The organism is Pseudomonas sp. PME37.24/006, assembly GCF_055556635.1.
On the sequence record NZ_JBVHNL010000002.1, the window covers coordinates 454,749 to 468,606 of the forward strand.

Annotated in this window: 11 protein-coding genes; 2 read left to right on the top strand and 9 right to left on the bottom strand. The window is 59.0% G+C overall.

Annotated features, from left to right (window positions below; all coding sequences use genetic code 11):
• The first annotated feature begins 287 nt into the window (after positions 1 to 287).
• Positions 288 to 1,874 (top strand): ABC-F family ATPase, encoded by a 1,587-nt coding sequence (locus tag ACZ3GY_RS07620; protein ID WP_225832592.1) that lies wholly within the window; start codon positions 288 to 290, stop codon positions 1,872 to 1,874.
• A 293-nt stretch (positions 1,875 to 2,167) separates the two neighbouring features.
• Here the strand turns inward: ACZ3GY_RS07620 and htpG are convergent, their stop codons facing one another.
• Together htpG and ACZ3GY_RS07630 are read right to left on the bottom strand one after the other, a co-directional pair.
• Entirely contained in the window at positions 2,168 to 4,072 is a 1,905-nt protein-coding gene (gene htpG, locus ACZ3GY_RS07625; RefSeq protein ID WP_465909545.1) for a molecular chaperone HtpG, read from the bottom strand.
• 92 nt (positions 4,073 to 4,164) lie between these two features.
• Positions 4,165 to 5,406 (bottom strand): MFS transporter, encoded by a 1,242-nt coding sequence (locus tag ACZ3GY_RS07630; RefSeq protein ID WP_463564776.1) that lies wholly within the window; start codon positions 5,404 to 5,406, stop codon positions 4,165 to 4,167.
• 270 nt (positions 5,407 to 5,676) lie between these two features.
• On the opposite strand from ACZ3GY_RS07630, the gene ACZ3GY_RS07635 reads away from it, so the two are divergent.
• Positions 5,677 to 5,979, top strand: coding sequence for a hypothetical protein (locus ACZ3GY_RS07635; protein ID WP_225832597.1), 303 nt, complete (start codon positions 5,677 to 5,679; stop codon positions 5,977 to 5,979).
• 58 nt (positions 5,980 to 6,037) lie between these two features.
• On the opposite strand, the gene ACZ3GY_RS07640 is transcribed toward ACZ3GY_RS07635, so the two are convergent.
• The 7 genes from ACZ3GY_RS07640 to odhB all read right to left on the bottom strand — a co-directional run bounded on the left by ACZ3GY_RS07640 (position 6,038) and on the right by odhB (position 13,835).
• Positions 6,038 to 6,430, bottom strand: coding sequence for an MAPEG family protein (locus ACZ3GY_RS07640; protein WP_463564775.1), 393 nt, complete (start codon positions 6,428 to 6,430; stop codon positions 6,038 to 6,040).
• Entirely contained in the window at positions 6,427 to 7,161 is a 735-nt protein-coding gene (locus ACZ3GY_RS07645) for a DUF599 domain-containing protein (protein ID WP_463564774.1), read from the bottom strand. Before ACZ3GY_RS07645 ends, ACZ3GY_RS07640 begins: the two co-directional genes overlap by 4 nt.
• A gap of 91 nt (positions 7,162 to 7,252) precedes the next feature.
• The gene (gene brnQ, locus ACZ3GY_RS07650) at positions 7,253 to 8,566 is read right to left on the bottom strand and encodes a branched-chain amino acid transport system II carrier protein (protein WP_465909546.1); all 1,314 of its coding nucleotides are present in this window, start codon (positions 8,564 to 8,566) and stop codon (positions 7,253 to 7,255) included.
• A gap of 265 nt (positions 8,567 to 8,831) precedes the next feature.
• Positions 8,832 to 9,719 carry a succinate--CoA ligase subunit alpha gene (sucD, locus tag ACZ3GY_RS07655; RefSeq protein ID WP_463564772.1) on the bottom strand — a complete coding sequence of 296 codons (888 nt, stop codon included), beginning with the start codon at positions 9,717 to 9,719 and terminating at the stop codon, positions 8,832 to 8,834.
• Positions 9,719 to 10,885 (bottom strand): ADP-forming succinate--CoA ligase subunit beta, encoded by a 1,167-nt coding sequence (gene sucC, locus ACZ3GY_RS07660; protein ID WP_042553713.1) that lies wholly within the window; start codon positions 10,883 to 10,885, stop codon positions 9,719 to 9,721. The genes sucD and sucC overlap by 1 nt, the downstream gene beginning before the upstream one ends.
• 200 nt (positions 10,886 to 11,085) lie before the next feature.
• Positions 11,086 to 12,522, bottom strand: coding sequence for a dihydrolipoyl dehydrogenase (gene lpdA, locus ACZ3GY_RS07665; protein ID WP_465909548.1), 1,437 nt, complete (start codon positions 12,520 to 12,522; stop codon positions 11,086 to 11,088).
• A gap of 86 nt (positions 12,523 to 12,608) precedes the next feature.
• Positions 12,609 to 13,835 (bottom strand): 2-oxoglutarate dehydrogenase complex dihydrolipoyllysine-residue succinyltransferase, encoded by a 1,227-nt coding sequence (odhB, locus tag ACZ3GY_RS07670; RefSeq protein ID WP_465909549.1) that lies wholly within the window; start codon positions 13,833 to 13,835, stop codon positions 12,609 to 12,611.
• Positions 13,836 to 13,858 lie beyond the last annotated feature (23 nt).

A 13,858-nucleotide genomic window follows, 5' to 3' on the forward strand; every position in this document is an offset into this window, starting at 1 on the left:
AGACGAATGACCGGCATCATCAGTGACGACCATCCCTGAAAGCGCTGGGTATTCGTTACCGTCCTCCGTACAATGCGCGCCACACCTACGCAACTATGTGTCTGATGGCAGGCATGGCCCCGGCCTTTATTGCACAGCAATTGGGCCATTCGATACAGATTCTGCTGACCCGCGATGCCGATGGATTGATGGCGAAAGCAACTGGGCAGAGATGAAGAAGCTACGAATTGCCCCAAAACTGCCCCAAGACTGAATCCACACCCCTGAAACATGCGAGTTAGAGCACTTTGATTTCCACAGCTAATATCACGATGCAGTTCGGTGCCAAGCCGCTGTTCGAGAACGTGTCCGTTAAGTTCAACAACGGCAACCGCTACGGCCTGATCGGCGCCAATGGCTGCGGCAAGTCGACGTTCATGAAAATTCTCGGTGACGACCTCGAGCCCTCCGGTGGCCAGGTCATGCTCGAGCCGAACGTGCGTCTCGGTAAGCTGCGCCAGGATCAGTTCGCCTACGAGCAATTCAACGTGATCGACACCGTGATCATGGGCCACGAGGAGCTGTGGAAGGTCAAGGCCGAGCGTGACCGCATCTACTCGCTGCCGGAAATGAGTGAAGAAGACGGCATGAAGGTCGGCGAGCTCGAAGGTGAGTTCGCTGAAATGGATGGCTATACCGCCGAATCCCGTGCCGGCGAGTTGCTGCTCGGTCTGGGCATTCCGTTGGAGCAGCATTTCGGCCCGATGAGCGAAGTCGCTCCCGGCTGGAAACTGCGTGTGCTGCTGGCTCAGGCGCTGTTCTCCGACCCGGACGTGCTACTGCTGGATGAGCCGACCAACCACCTGGATATCAATACCATCCGCTGGCTGGAAACGATCCTGACGACGCGTAACAGCACCATGATCATCATTTCCCACGACCGTCACTTCCTGAACTCGGTCTGCACCCACATGGCGGATCTGGATTACGGCGAGCTGCGTCTGTTCCCGGGTAACTACGACGAGTACATGACCGCTGCGACCCAGTCGCGCGAGCAGTTGCTGTCGGACAACGCCAAGAAAAAAGCGCAGATCAACGAACTGCAGAGCTTCGTCAGCCGCTTCTCGGCCAACGCCTCGAAGTCCAAACAGGCCTCCTCCCGCGCAAAGCAGATCGACAAGATCCAGCTGGCCGAGGTCAAGCCGTCGAGCCGGGTCAGCCCGTTCATCCGTTTCGAGCAGACCAAGAAACTGCACCGCCAGGCCGTGACCATCGAGCAGATGTCCAAAGGCTTCGACGGCAAGACGCTGTTCAAGAATTTCAGCTTCACCGTCGAAGCTGGCGAGCGTGTCGCGATCATCGGCCCCAACGGTATCGGCAAGACCACCCTGCTGCGCACGCTGGTCGGTGAACTGAGCCCGGACGCCGGTGCAGTGAAGTGGACGGAAAGCGCCGAGATCGGCTATTACGCTCAGGATCACGCTCACGATTTCGAAGACGACGTGACCTTGTTCGACTGGATGGGTCAGTGGACAACCGGTGAGCAAGTGATTCGTGGCACCTTGGGCCGCATGCTGTTCTCCAACGATGAGATCCTCAAGTCGGTCAAGGTAATCTCCGGTGGTGAGCAAGGCCGCATGCTGTTCGGGAAGCTGATCCTGCAAAAGCCCAACGTGCTGGTGATGGACGAACCGACCAACCACCTGGACATGGAATCCATCGAAGCGCTCAACCTGGCGCTGGAGAACTACCCAGGCACGCTGGTCTTCGTCAGCCATGACCGCGAGTTCGTCGGCTCCCTGGCCACACGCATCATCGAGCTGTCGGACAACGGCGTCACCGACTTCAGCGGCACCTACGACGACTACCTGCGCAGCCAGGGCATCATCGTTTGATCGGCTGAATCGGTACGACCAGAAGCCCCGTCATCTACTGGATGACGGGGCTTTTTCGTGTAGATGGTTTTTTGATGGGTATCGCCGCTTCGCTCCTCGACCTACGCGGCCAGCCCCATCCTACGAGCTGAGCTGACGCCCCGTAGCCTGGGTTGAGCAGCGCGATACCCAGGAAATCTCCCCGGGTGTCGCTGCGCTCGACCCAGGCTACGGAGTAGCAGGCAACATGACACCAAACAACAGATGCAAAAACGCCGCTCGGATGAGCGGCGCTTTGCATTGCGGCTAGCGGATCAAGCAGAGAGCTCGACCAACAGCTTGTTCAGGCGCTGCACGTAGGCGGCCGGGTCTTTCAGGCTGTCGCCTGCAGCCAGCGCTGCCTGGTCGAAGAGGATGTGCGCCAGATCGCCAAAACGATCTTCGTCCGGCTCGGCATCCAGCTTCTCGATCAGCGGGTGGTTCGGGTTGAATTCGAAGATCGGCTTCGAATCCGGCACCTTCTGGCCGCTGGCCTCGAGAATCTGGCGCATCTGCAGGCCCAGATCCTGCTCGCCGATAGCCAGAATGGCTGGCGAATCGGTCAGGCGGTGGGACACGCGCACTTCGGCAACATGCTCACCCAGTGCAGCCTTGAGACGCTCGACCAGGCTCTCCTTGCTCTTGGCAACTTCTTCCTGGGCCTTCTTGTCCTCTTCCGAGTCCAGCGAGCCCAGATCCAGGTCACCACGGGCAACATCGACGAACGATTTACCGTCGAACTCGGTGAGGTAGCTCATCAGCCACTCGTCGATGCGGTCGGTGAGCAGCAGCACTTCGATGCCTTTCTTGCGGAAGACTTCCAGGTGCGGGCTGTTCTTGACCTGCGCGTAGGATTCGCCGGTGAGGAAGTAGACCTTGTCCTGGCCTTCCTTGAGACGACCGATGTAGTCGCCCAGGGAAACCACCTGCTCGCCCTCGCCTTCGGCAGTGGAGGCGAAGCGCAGCAGGCCGGCGATCTTCTCCTTGTTGGCGAAGTCTTCCGCCGGGCCTTCTTTGAGCACCTGGCCGAAGTTCTTCCAGAACGACTTGTACTGCTCGGGATCGTTCTTCGCCAGCTTCTCCAGCATGTCCAGCACGCGCTTGGTCAGTGCCGACTTCATGGAGTCGATCACTGGATCCTTCTGGAGGATTTCCCGGGAGACGTTCAGCGACAGGTCGTTGGAGTCGACCACGCCCTTGATGAAGCGCAGGTACAGGGGCAGGAACTCGTCCGCCTGATCCATGATGAACACGCGCTGCACATAGAGCTTCAGGCCGCGCGGCGCTTCACGCTGGTACAGGTCGAACGGCGCACGGCCGGGCACGTACAGCAGCGAGGTGTACTCCAGCTTGCCTTCGACCTTGTTGTGGCTCCAGCTCAGCGGGTTGTCGTAGTCGTGGGAAACGTGTTTGTAGAACTCCTGGTACTGCTCGTCGGTAACCTCGGTGCGCGGCCGCGTCCACAGTGCACTGGCGCGGTTGACCACTTCCCACTCCGGCTCTGCAGGCTTGTCCTGCTCTTCGCCATGGCTTTCTTTCGGCAGCTCAATCGGTAGGCCGATATGGTCGGAGTACTTCTTGATGACGTTACGCAGGCGCCAGCCATCGGCAAATTCCACTTCCTCACTTTTGAGGTGCAGCACGATGCGAGTACCGCGCTCGGCTTTCTCGACGGTAGCGATTTCAAAGTCGCCCTCGCCTTTCGAAGCCCAGTGCACGCCTTCGCCTGCCGGCAAACCGGCGCGACGGGTGAACACTTCAACCTTGTCAGCCACGATGAACGCCGAGTAGAAACCCACACCGAACTGACCGATCAGGCTCGAGTCTTTCTTCTGGTCACCGGAGAGATTCTTGAGGAAGTCGGCAGTGCCGGACTTGGCAATGGTACCCAGATGCGCGATGGTTTCTTCGCGACTCATGCCGATGCCGTTGTCTTCGAGGGTGACGGTCTTGGCGTCTTTGTCGAAGGTCACGCGGATCTTCAGATCAGCGCCACCCTCAAGCAATTCGGGCTTGGCCAATGCCTCGAAACGCAACTTGTCGACGGCGTCGGAGGCATTGGAGATCAACTCGCGAAGGAAAATTTCCTTGTTGGAATACAGCGAGTGAATCATGAGGTGCAGCAGTTGCTTCACTTCTGTCTGGAAGCCCAGGGTTTCTTTTTGAGTTTCCACACTCATGGTCATCTAACTCCACATTGATGGCTAAGCCGCAGTACGGCGGATGTCCATCAAGTGGGGGCGGCGTGGAAAAACTTCAAGTCACCTTCACATCACTCATCCAGCAGCTCAACATGGACGATGTCCGCTTCCGGCATGGCAAAGCGTGCTTCGCCCGAGCCGTTGAGGCGCTGCCTGAGAATGACCTGCCCCTGTTCGATCCCGGCAAACTGCCCCTGAATGGAGCTGCCCTTTTCGCTGAACACCCGCATCGGCTGGTTGACGTAGCGTTGCGGCTCGCCGAGCAGGCGCACCAGGGAGAAGTCCCGACGTGGGTCCTGCATAGCCTCGGGCTGGCGCGGCACCGCGGGCTGAACAGGTGCAACGGCAGGTGCCGTAGTGACCGCAGCTGGCAATTCGGCGAAGCGGTCATCGTCCACACGCCAACCCAACTGAGGATGCTTGCTCAGGCTGACCGGCAAACGCTGTTCGCGGCCATTGATCCGAACACTGACATCGAGCATCAGGTTGCTGCCAGTCACGCCAGAAGCGGGCAGCGGCGAAAGCTGCACATCTCGGGTGGTGAAGCGGCGCTGCAGGTAGTCGGTGAGAAGGTAGGCCAGCGTGTCGCGAGAGTCGACGGTAAGATCCACTTTGCCGTCGTGATAGCGCAGACCATTGCGAAACATCTCGACCTTGCCGCTCAACGTGGTTTCGAACTGCGGCGGCAGTACCAGATGGAAATCCCCTACCAGGCGATTGGGCTCTACTGGCTGAAGATCGATGTGCAAGGTGTATCCCGCCTTCAACTGCCGCGCCTCGGGCAAGTCCTGATCAGGCAACAACCAGTTGAGCTCGATTTCCGGCAACTGGCCTTGATCATCCGGCAGCACATCAAGGCGTAGACCGTCCACAGCGAGCGGCAAGCCACGAATGATCAGCTCACGACGCGCAAAGAAATCCTGCCCTTCGCGCAAGCTGAGTACGCCATCGATCAGTTCGGCCTCCTGGGGAGCAAAAGGCTCGCCGTTGAGTTGGCCATTGAGCTGGATGTGCAGTCCGCCTGGTGCCTGCTTCTCTGGCTGCAGCCACTGCAGGCCGATGATCGCCTCCAGGCGCTGCGGATCGTGACCGGCCATCACCGCCAGACCGACGACCAGCGGGATCATACCCAATGCGCAACAGGCCAGCGCATGCCTAGCCCGGCGCCAGTGGCGCACGATGAACAGCAGCGTCAGAGGTGGCAGCAGACAAGCCCAACCCCACAGCAGGCTGGTGGCGAAACCGCGCATCACCAGTAATACCAGACCGACGAGTATCAGCAGCAGGCCGCCCAGTATCAGCAACGCGTCCATTCAGTTTCCTTAGATAAATAGCCAGATTCGGCGTCAGCTGCGCTCACTTTCCAGTGAGCATCGCGGGAGTGAGCGTCACGATAATCATCGAAGCGCGTTCATTCCATCGAGAAGTCGAGAATTTTCCGATTTTGTGACAGGCCCTGAATTGGTGCTTTCCGGGGTGCAGGCCATCCGTTATCGGGCATCGAGTGGAAAGGGAATGAACTTATACCCACTTTGATGCCTCGAAAAACCGTAATGGTATTTACCCAAAGGAGACACACCCCCATGCAAAAATCAGTCGCTTACGCCTTCATGCTGGCTGCCACGCTGGGCCTTGCGGCCTGTGACAAGCCGTCCGAAAACAAAGCGGAAGACGCTCAAGAAGCTCGTACCGAAGCTCAGGAGTCGATGAACGACGCCGCTGAGGAGAGCAACGAAGCTGCTCAGAAAGAAGCTGAAGCCGCTCAGGAACGCGCTGAAGAGCAACAGGAAGACGCTCAGACTCCGCCAACCACTCCCGCACCTGCCGAGCCGGCAGCGCCTGCGGATCCAGCTGCACCGGCTGCGCCGAATCAGCAACAGCAATAAGCTGTCATCTTCACGTTACCCGCAGCCTGCTGCGGGTAACGCGCTTTACCCCCCCGCTTTACCGTAACGCTGGCGTAAGCATCAGCAACAGCGTGCAACCCATCCCGACCGCCCACACCACACTGCGTTGCCAATGCAGGTCTGCCCAATAAAAGAGCAGATACAGCACGCGCGCGACCACGAAGATCACCGCCAACCAGTCCACCAGCCAGCCGCTGCTCTGGGTGACGTGCGCCATCAATACCCCTACTGCAAACAGCGGGAACGCCTCGAAACTGTTCTGATGAGCAGCCAGCGCGCGTGCGCCAAAGCCGGTGAGGCGTGCCTGTTGCGCACGCGGATGATGATTGTCGTAGCGTCCACCCTCCTCCTTCATCGCCTTGGCCAGCGGCGCCTTCGCCACGAAGATCAGCAAGGCACTGATGAATATGCACCAGAACGGAATACTCATTCGGTTTTCTCCTTGGCCGGCTCGAATGTTGGTGTTTGTGTGTAAACCATCACTTCCAGCACATCGGAATGAAATTCGCGACGGTATAGCACGACCACAACCCCCGCAGAAACCAACATAAAGAACCAGGGGTTGATGAACCACGATAAGGTCGCCATACCAAAGTAGTATGCGCGCAGACCATAGTTGAACTGGTTGGCGGCCATCGATATGACCCGTGCAGTTCGCTCGCCAAACGCCTTGCGCTCCTGCTCGGTAACATGTCGCTCACCGATCATAGGCGCCGAACCCACCAGTACGGCAGCGAAATTGTACTGGCGCATGCACCAGCTGAAGGTGAAGAAGGCATAGACGAAGACCACGCCCAGGCAGAGCAGCTTGGCTTCTGACATGCCACGGCTGGCGACTTGCACGAACGGCAGATCAGCCAACAGCGACACCGCGCGATCCGAAGCACCGAGAACGGTGAGGATGCCGGCGAGAATGATCAGCGTACTGGAGGCGAAGAATGAGGCATTGCGCTCGAGGTTGCCGATCACATTGGCGTCGGCGATGCGGTTGTCGCGCAGCAGCATGCGGCGCATCCAATCCTCTCGGTAAAGGTGCAGAACGCTGGCCAGGCAGGGCGTGGTGCGACCTTTCGCCTGGGCGTAACGGGTATAGCCACCCCAGCAGATGACGAACCACAGAACGGCCAGTATGTGCGGCAAATATTCTTCGCTGATAGGCATGCAAGCTCCTTGTAAGGCTGGAGCGATTATAGCCACGGACGTCATGAAAAAGCCGCTCAACGGAGCGGCTCTTGGGGGACGACGAAAGGACTCAGGCGATTATCGAGCGTTTGCGCCCCATTAACCGATCGACCACGCACGCAATGATCACAGTAGCCAATACCGGCACAAGCCAACCGAGGCTCTGTGCGGCCAACGGCAGACGGGCAAACAGCGCAGGTACGTAGGCCGCCCAGCCAGCAGCGCTCATGCCGTCGGCGATGCCGAACACCAGGGTCACCGCCATTACGGGTATGAATACAAGGCTCTGCGACAACCAGAAGCGGCTTGCCAAACTCAGTGCCACCAGCACGATGGCCAGGGGATAAAGGCCGACCAGCACCGGAACGGAGACGCTGATCAGTTGCGTCAGCCCCTGATTGGAAACCGCCAGACTGAACACCGCCAAGGCAATCACTACAACGCGATACGGCACCTTGAGCAAATCGCTGAAGAACTCACCGCACGCGGTCAGCAACCCAACACCAGTGGTCATGCAAGCCAGGATGATCACCACAGCCAAAAGCAGCGAGCCCGAGGCTCCAAATGTCTGATTCACATAGGCGGTGAGAATCTGTCCGCCGTTTTCCGCACCAGCAGCCAGCTCATGGCTGGTCGCGCCCAGGTAAAACAGCGACAGGTAAACCAGCGAAAGCGCTACCGCCGCTATGATGCCGGCAATCACGCAATAACGGGTGACCAGGCCAGGATCATTGATACCCCGCGCACGAACCGCGTTGGCTATCACGATGCCGAACACCAGGGCACCCAAGGCATCCATGGTCAAGTAGCCTTGCAGGAAGCCCTGTACAAGGGGTTCGCTGCGGTAAGCTCCCGTGGCCTCGCCTACTTCGCCTGCGGGGGCGAACAGGGCTGCGCCACCCAGCACGATCAATGCAACGATCAGAACCGGGGTGATGAACTTGCCGACCCGGTCGACCAGGCGGCCCGGGTTGATCGACAGGAACAACACTGCCGCGAAATACACCACGGTATACACGAACAGCGCCGTTGCGCTGTTGCCGACAAAGGGCTGCATGCCGATCTCGAATGACGCGACCGCGGTTCTCGGGGTGGCAAATAGCGGGCCGATTGCCAGGTACACAGCCACGGCCAGTGCAATACCAGCCCAGCGCCCCAGTGGCGTGGTCAAGGTTGGCAAGCCACCCCCCACGCGAGCCAATGCCACGACCGTGAGCAACGGCAAACCGACACCGGTCAGCAGAAAGCCGATTGCCGCGGCGGCAATGTTCTCACCAGCGGACAGGCCGGCACTAGGCGGGAAGATGATGTTGCCCGCACCCAGAAAAAGCGCGAACGTCATGAAACCGAGAGCCAGGATGTCCAGGCTTTTCAAGCGAGTCATAGAGGGGAATACCACAGGCAGAAAATCAAAAAATGTTCCGGAGGGTTTCCATCGGGATCAGGGGAAACGTTGCCCGGGCTCGTGGGCCGGACCAGTGGAGGCAATGCTCGTCTGCTTGTGGCAGAGCGAATGCCGGGGCGGCATGGTAACGAAAATTGGCTGACATCTCGAAACTGCCGGACAGACTGTCGAAGACCTGTAAGTCTGCGTCGCCTCAACGAAAAAGGCCACCCGAGGGTGGCCTTCTTTGATCAGATCAGATGGCTTACGCCTTCTTCACTTCCCAACCGGTCAGCTCGGCCAGGGCCTTACCGATGTCAGCCAGGGAACGCACGGTTTTCACACCAGCGTCCTGCAGTGCAGCGAACTTCTCGTCTGCAGTGCCTTTGCCGCCGGAAATGATGGCGCCAGCATGGCCCATACGCTTGCCGGGAGGAGCGGTCACACCAGCGATGTAGGAAACTACAGGCTTGGTGACGTTAGCCTTGATGTAGGCAGCCGCTTCTTCTTCAGCCGAACCGCCGATCTCACCGATCATGACGATCGCTTCGGTCTTCGGGTCTTCCTGGAACAGCTTCAGGATGTCGATGAAGTTGGAGCCTGGGATCGGGTCACCACCAATGCCCACGCAAGTGGACTGGCCGAAGCCGGCGTCGGTGGTCTGCTTGACGGCTTCATAGGTCAGGGTGCCGGAACGCGACACGATGCCTACTTTGCCTGGCAGGTGGATGTGACCTGGCATGATGCCGATCTTGCACTCGCCCGGAGTGATCACGCCTGGGCAGTTAGGACCGATCAGGGTAACGCCCAGCTCGTCGCAGATAACTTTGGCATCGAGCATGTCCAGGGTAGGAATGCCTTCGGTGATGCAGACGATTAGCTTGATGCCGCCGAAAGCAGCTTCCAGGATCGAATCTTTGCAGAAAGGAGCCGGAACGTAGATGACCGAAGCGTCAGCGCCGGTAGCTTCTACAGCTTCTTTCACAGTGTTGAACACTGGCAGGTTCAGGTGGGTAGTGCCGCCTTTACCTGGGGTCACGCCGCCAACCATCTTGGTGCCGTAGGCGATGGCTTGCTCGGAGTGGAAGGTACCTTGCGAACCAGTGAAACCCTGGCAGATAACCTTGGTGTCTTTATTGATCAGGACGCTCATTACTTGCCCTCCGCAGCTTTGACGACTTGCTGAGCAGCGTCGGTCAGGCTGGTTGCCGCGATGATGTTCAGGCCGCTTTCGGCCAGGACTTTGGCACCCAGTTCAGCGTTGTTGCCTTCCAGACGGACGACAACCGGAACCTTGACGCCGACTTCCTTCACTGCACCGATGATGCCTTCGGCAATCATGTCGCAACGAACGATACCGCCGAAGATGTTCACCAGAACGGCAGCAACGTTGCTGTCGGACAGGATGATCTTGAAGGCTTCGGTAACGCGCTCTTTGGTTGCACCGCCGCCTACGTCGAGGAAGTTGGCTGGCTTACCGCCGTGCAGGTTGACGATGTCCATGGTACCCATGGCCAGGCCAGCACCGTTGACCATGCAGCCGATGTTGCCTTCGAGAGCAACGTAGTTCAGTTCGAACTTGGCAGCATGAGCTTCACGGGCGTCGTCTTGCGACGGATCGTGGAAGGTCTTCAGCTTCGGCTGACGGTACATGGCGTTAGCGTCGATGTTGATCTTCGCGTCCAGGCAGTGCAGGTCGCCGTCGGCCTTGATGACCAGTGGGTTCACTTCCAGCAGAGCCAGGTCGTGATCCTTGAACAGCTTGGCCAGACCTACGAAGATCTTGGCGAACTGAGCGACTTGCTTGCCTTCCAGGCCCAGCTGGAATGCCAGCTCGCGACCCTGAAACGGCTGAGCGCCGACCAGCGGATCGATAGTGGCCTTGAGGATCTTCTCAGGAGTTTCGTGAGCGATCTTCTCGATGTCCACGCCACCTTCGGTGGAAGCCATGAACACGATACGACGGCTGGAGCGATCAACTACCGCGCCTAGGTACAGTTCCTTGGCGATATCGGTGCAGGACTCGACCAGGATCTTGGTGACAGGCTGACCATTGGCGTCAGTCTGATAGGTCACCAGACGCTTGCCCAGCCAGTTGGCGGCGAAAGCCTTGGCGTCTTCCTTGCTCTTGACCAGTTTCACACCGCCCGCTTTACCGCGGCCACCAGCGTGTACCTGAGCCTTGACGACCCACTCGGTACCACCGATTTTTTCGCAGGCTTCTGCTGCTGCTTCCGGGGTGTCTACGGCGAAGCCCTTGGATACGGGCAGGCCGTATTCAGCGAACAGCTGCTTACCCTGATACTCGTGAAGATTCATGCTTGTCTACCGTTTTCGTTTAGGTATTGCGCATCGGTGCTGCACTTACGTGCCGCACCACCTGTGACTGCCTCAAGGCAGTCCGGCGCACATTCCGCGCATAGGCCTGAGCCCTGCGCGGGCAATGCACCGTGGTTCTGCTTCGCGAAAAATCGTCTGCACGACGCCGACCCGTAGGCCGGCACCAGACGAACGACTTCTTAGCGTTTTTTGCGGTTGGCGATGTGAATCGCGCCACCGTTTACTGCGAGCGCTGCTTCGTGCAGAGCTTCGGACAGGGTCGGGTGCGAGAAGACCATCATGCCCAGGTCTTCAGCGCTGGTACCGAATTCCATACCGATAGCGCCTTGCTGCACCAGCTCTGCGGCGCTCGGGCCGATCACGTGTACACCCAGTACGCGGTCGGTATTGGCATCGGCGATCACCTTGACGAAACCGCCGGTGTCGTTGGCTGCCATGGCACGGCCGCTGGCTGCGAACGGGAAGGTACCGACGTTGACTGCAACGCCTTCACTCTTCAGTTGCTGCTCGGTTTTACCAACCCATGCAATTTCCGGGTGGGTATAGATGACCGATGGGATCAGGTCGTAGTTCATTTGCGCCTTGTGACCGGCGATACGCTCGGCAACCATCACGCCCTCTTCCGAGGCCTTGTGAGCGAGCATCGCGCCGCGCACGACGTCACCGATGGCGTATACGCCAGGAACGCTGGTGGTGCACTGGTCATCGACGAAGATGTAGCCGCGCTCGTCCAGATCAACGCCGCTATCGGAAGCCAGCAGATCGGTGGTAACAGGACGACGGCCAACGGCAACGATCAGCTTGTCGAAAACGATCTTCTGCTCGCCTTCGGAATCGGTGTAGTTGACGGTGACTTGCTTCTTCTTGACTTCGGAACCGGTCACGCGAGCGCCCAGTTTGATCTGCAGGCCCTGCTTGGTCAGGATCTTCAGGGCTTCCTTGGCAACCGCTTCGTCAGCGGCAGGCAGGAACTTGTCCAGCGCTTCGAGTACGGTCACTTCAGCGCCCAGACGGGCCCACACCGAACCCAGCTCCAGACCGATGACGCCGGCGCCGATGACGCCCAGCTTCTTCGGTACCGATTGGAATTCCAGCGCGCCGGTGGAGTCGACGATGACGTCTTGGTCGACCGGGGCCGGCGGGATGTCGATCGGGCGCGAGCCGGATGCCAGGATCACGTTCTCGGCTTCGACAACGGAGGTCTTGCCGTCCTTGTCGGTGACTTCGACTTTCTTGCCAGCCAGCAGCTTGCCGTGGCCTTCGAGCAGGGTTACACCGTTAGCCTTGAACAGGCCAGCAACGCCGCCAGTCAGGTTCTTGATGATGGTGTTCTTGCGACCGACCATGGCCGGTACGTCGATGCTCAGGCCCTTGGTGCTGATGCCGTGAGCGGCGAAGCCGTCATGGGCTTCGTGGTATTTCCAGGAACTGTCCAGCAGCGCCTTGGAAGGAATGCAACCGACGTTCAGGCAGGTACCACCGAGGGCAATCTTACCGTCCTTGTCCTGGTACTTCTCGATGCACGCGGTTTTCAGGCCGAGTTGTGCAGCCTTGATGGCGGCAACATAGCCGCCAGGGCCGGCACCGATGACTACCACGTCGAATTTCTGGCTCATAAAAGATTCCTTTTCAGCTTCAAGCTTCGAGCTCAGGCGCAGACGCGTGCCCTGTAGGGCTCGCCATCTGCAACCTGCAGCTACGTTTAGATGTCCAGCAGCAGACGAGCTGGGTCTTCCAGCAGGTTCTTGATGGTCACCAGGAAAGTCACGGCTTCTTTGCCGTCGATCAGGCGGTGATCGTAGGACAGTGCCAGGTACATCATCGGGCGAATCACCACTTGGCCGTTAACGGCAACCGGACGCTGGATGATGTTGTGCATGCCAAGGATCGCAGCCTGCGGTGGGTTGACGATCGGCGTCGACATCATCGAACCGAAGGTGCCGCCGTTGGTGATGGTGAAGGTACCGCCAGTCATCTCATCGATGGACAGTTTGCCGTCACGGGCTTTCTTGCCGTAGGCAGCAATACCGGCTTCGATATCGGCCAGGCCCATCAGTTCAGCGTTACGCAGTACTGGCACAACCAGACCACGGTCGCTGGAAACGGCTACGCCGATATCCTGGTAGCCATGGTAAACGATATCGTTGCCATCGATCGAAGCATTGACTGCCGGCAGACGCTTCAGCGCCTCGGTAGCAGCCTTGACGAAGAAGGACATGAAGCCCAGACGAGTGCCGTTGTGGGCTTTCTCGAACTGATCCTTGTAACGCGAACGCAGCGCCATGATCTCGGACATGTCGACTTCGTTGAACGTAGTCAGCATGGCCATGTTCGACTGAGCTTCGACCAGACGGCGAGCAACGGTGGCACGCACGCGGGTCATCGGTACGCGCTTCTCGGTACGGTCGCCAGCAGCGGCGACAACCGGAGCAGCGGCAGCTGCAGCTGGCTTGGCAGCAGGAGCGGCAGCCGGCGCGTTCTTCTTGGCTTCGACAGCGGCAACCACGTCTTCCTTGGTGACGCGACCGCCTTTGCCGGAACCGCTGATGCTGTTCGGGTCGATGCCGTTTTCTTCAGCCAGCTTGCGAGCGGCAGGCGACAGGATCTGGTCATCGCCAGCGGCGGCAGGTGCAGCGGCCTGAGCCGGAGCAGCAGCGGCTTGTGCAGGTACGGCAGCCGGAGCAGCAGCACCGCCTTCAGTCAGTTTGCCCAGTACTTCGTTGCTCAGTACGGTGTCGCCTTCGTTCTTGACGATTTCAGCAATAACACCATCGGCCTCGGCCAGTACTTCGATCACAACCTTGTCGGTTTCGATGTCGACGATCAGCTCATCGCGCTTGACCGCTTCACCCGGCTTCTTGTGCCAGGTTGCCACGGTGCCGTCGGCGACCGATTCGGGAAATGTAGGGGCTTTGATCTCGATAGCCATTGTGTTCTGTTCCTTAAATTCGG

Coding starts and splice junctions, on each gene's coding strand:
- htpG (WP_465909545.1), bottom strand. CDS start 4,072: ATGAGTGTGGAAACTCAAAAAGAAACCCTGGGCTTCCAGACAGAAGTG.
- ACZ3GY_RS07630 (WP_463564776.1), bottom strand. CDS start 5,406: ATGGACGCGTTGCTGATACTGGGCGGCCTGCTGCTGATACTCGTCGGT.
- ACZ3GY_RS07635 (WP_225832597.1), top strand. CDS start 5,677: ATGCAAAAATCAGTCGCTTACGCCTTCATGCTGGCTGCCACGCTGGGC.
- ACZ3GY_RS07640 (WP_463564775.1), bottom strand. CDS start 6,430: ATGAGTATTCCGTTCTGGTGCATATTCATCAGTGCCTTGCTGATCTTC.
- ACZ3GY_RS07645 (WP_463564774.1), bottom strand. CDS start 7,161: ATGCCTATCAGCGAAGAATATTTGCCGCACATACTGGCCGTTCTGTGG.
- brnQ (WP_465909546.1), bottom strand. CDS start 8,566: ATGACTCGCTTGAAAAGCCTGGACATCCTGGCTCTCGGTTTCATGACG.
- sucD (WP_463564772.1), bottom strand. CDS start 9,719: ATGAGCGTCCTGATCAATAAAGACACCAAGGTTATCTGCCAGGGTTTC.
- sucC (WP_042553713.1), bottom strand. CDS start 10,885: ATGAATCTTCACGAGTATCAGGGTAAGCAGCTGTTCGCTGAATACGGC.
- lpdA (WP_465909548.1), bottom strand. CDS start 12,522: ATGAGCCAGAAATTCGACGTGGTAGTCATCGGTGCCGGCCCTGGCGGC.
- odhB (WP_465909549.1), bottom strand. CDS start 13,835: ATGGCTATCGAGATCAAAGCCCCTACATTTCCCGAATCGGTCGCCGAC.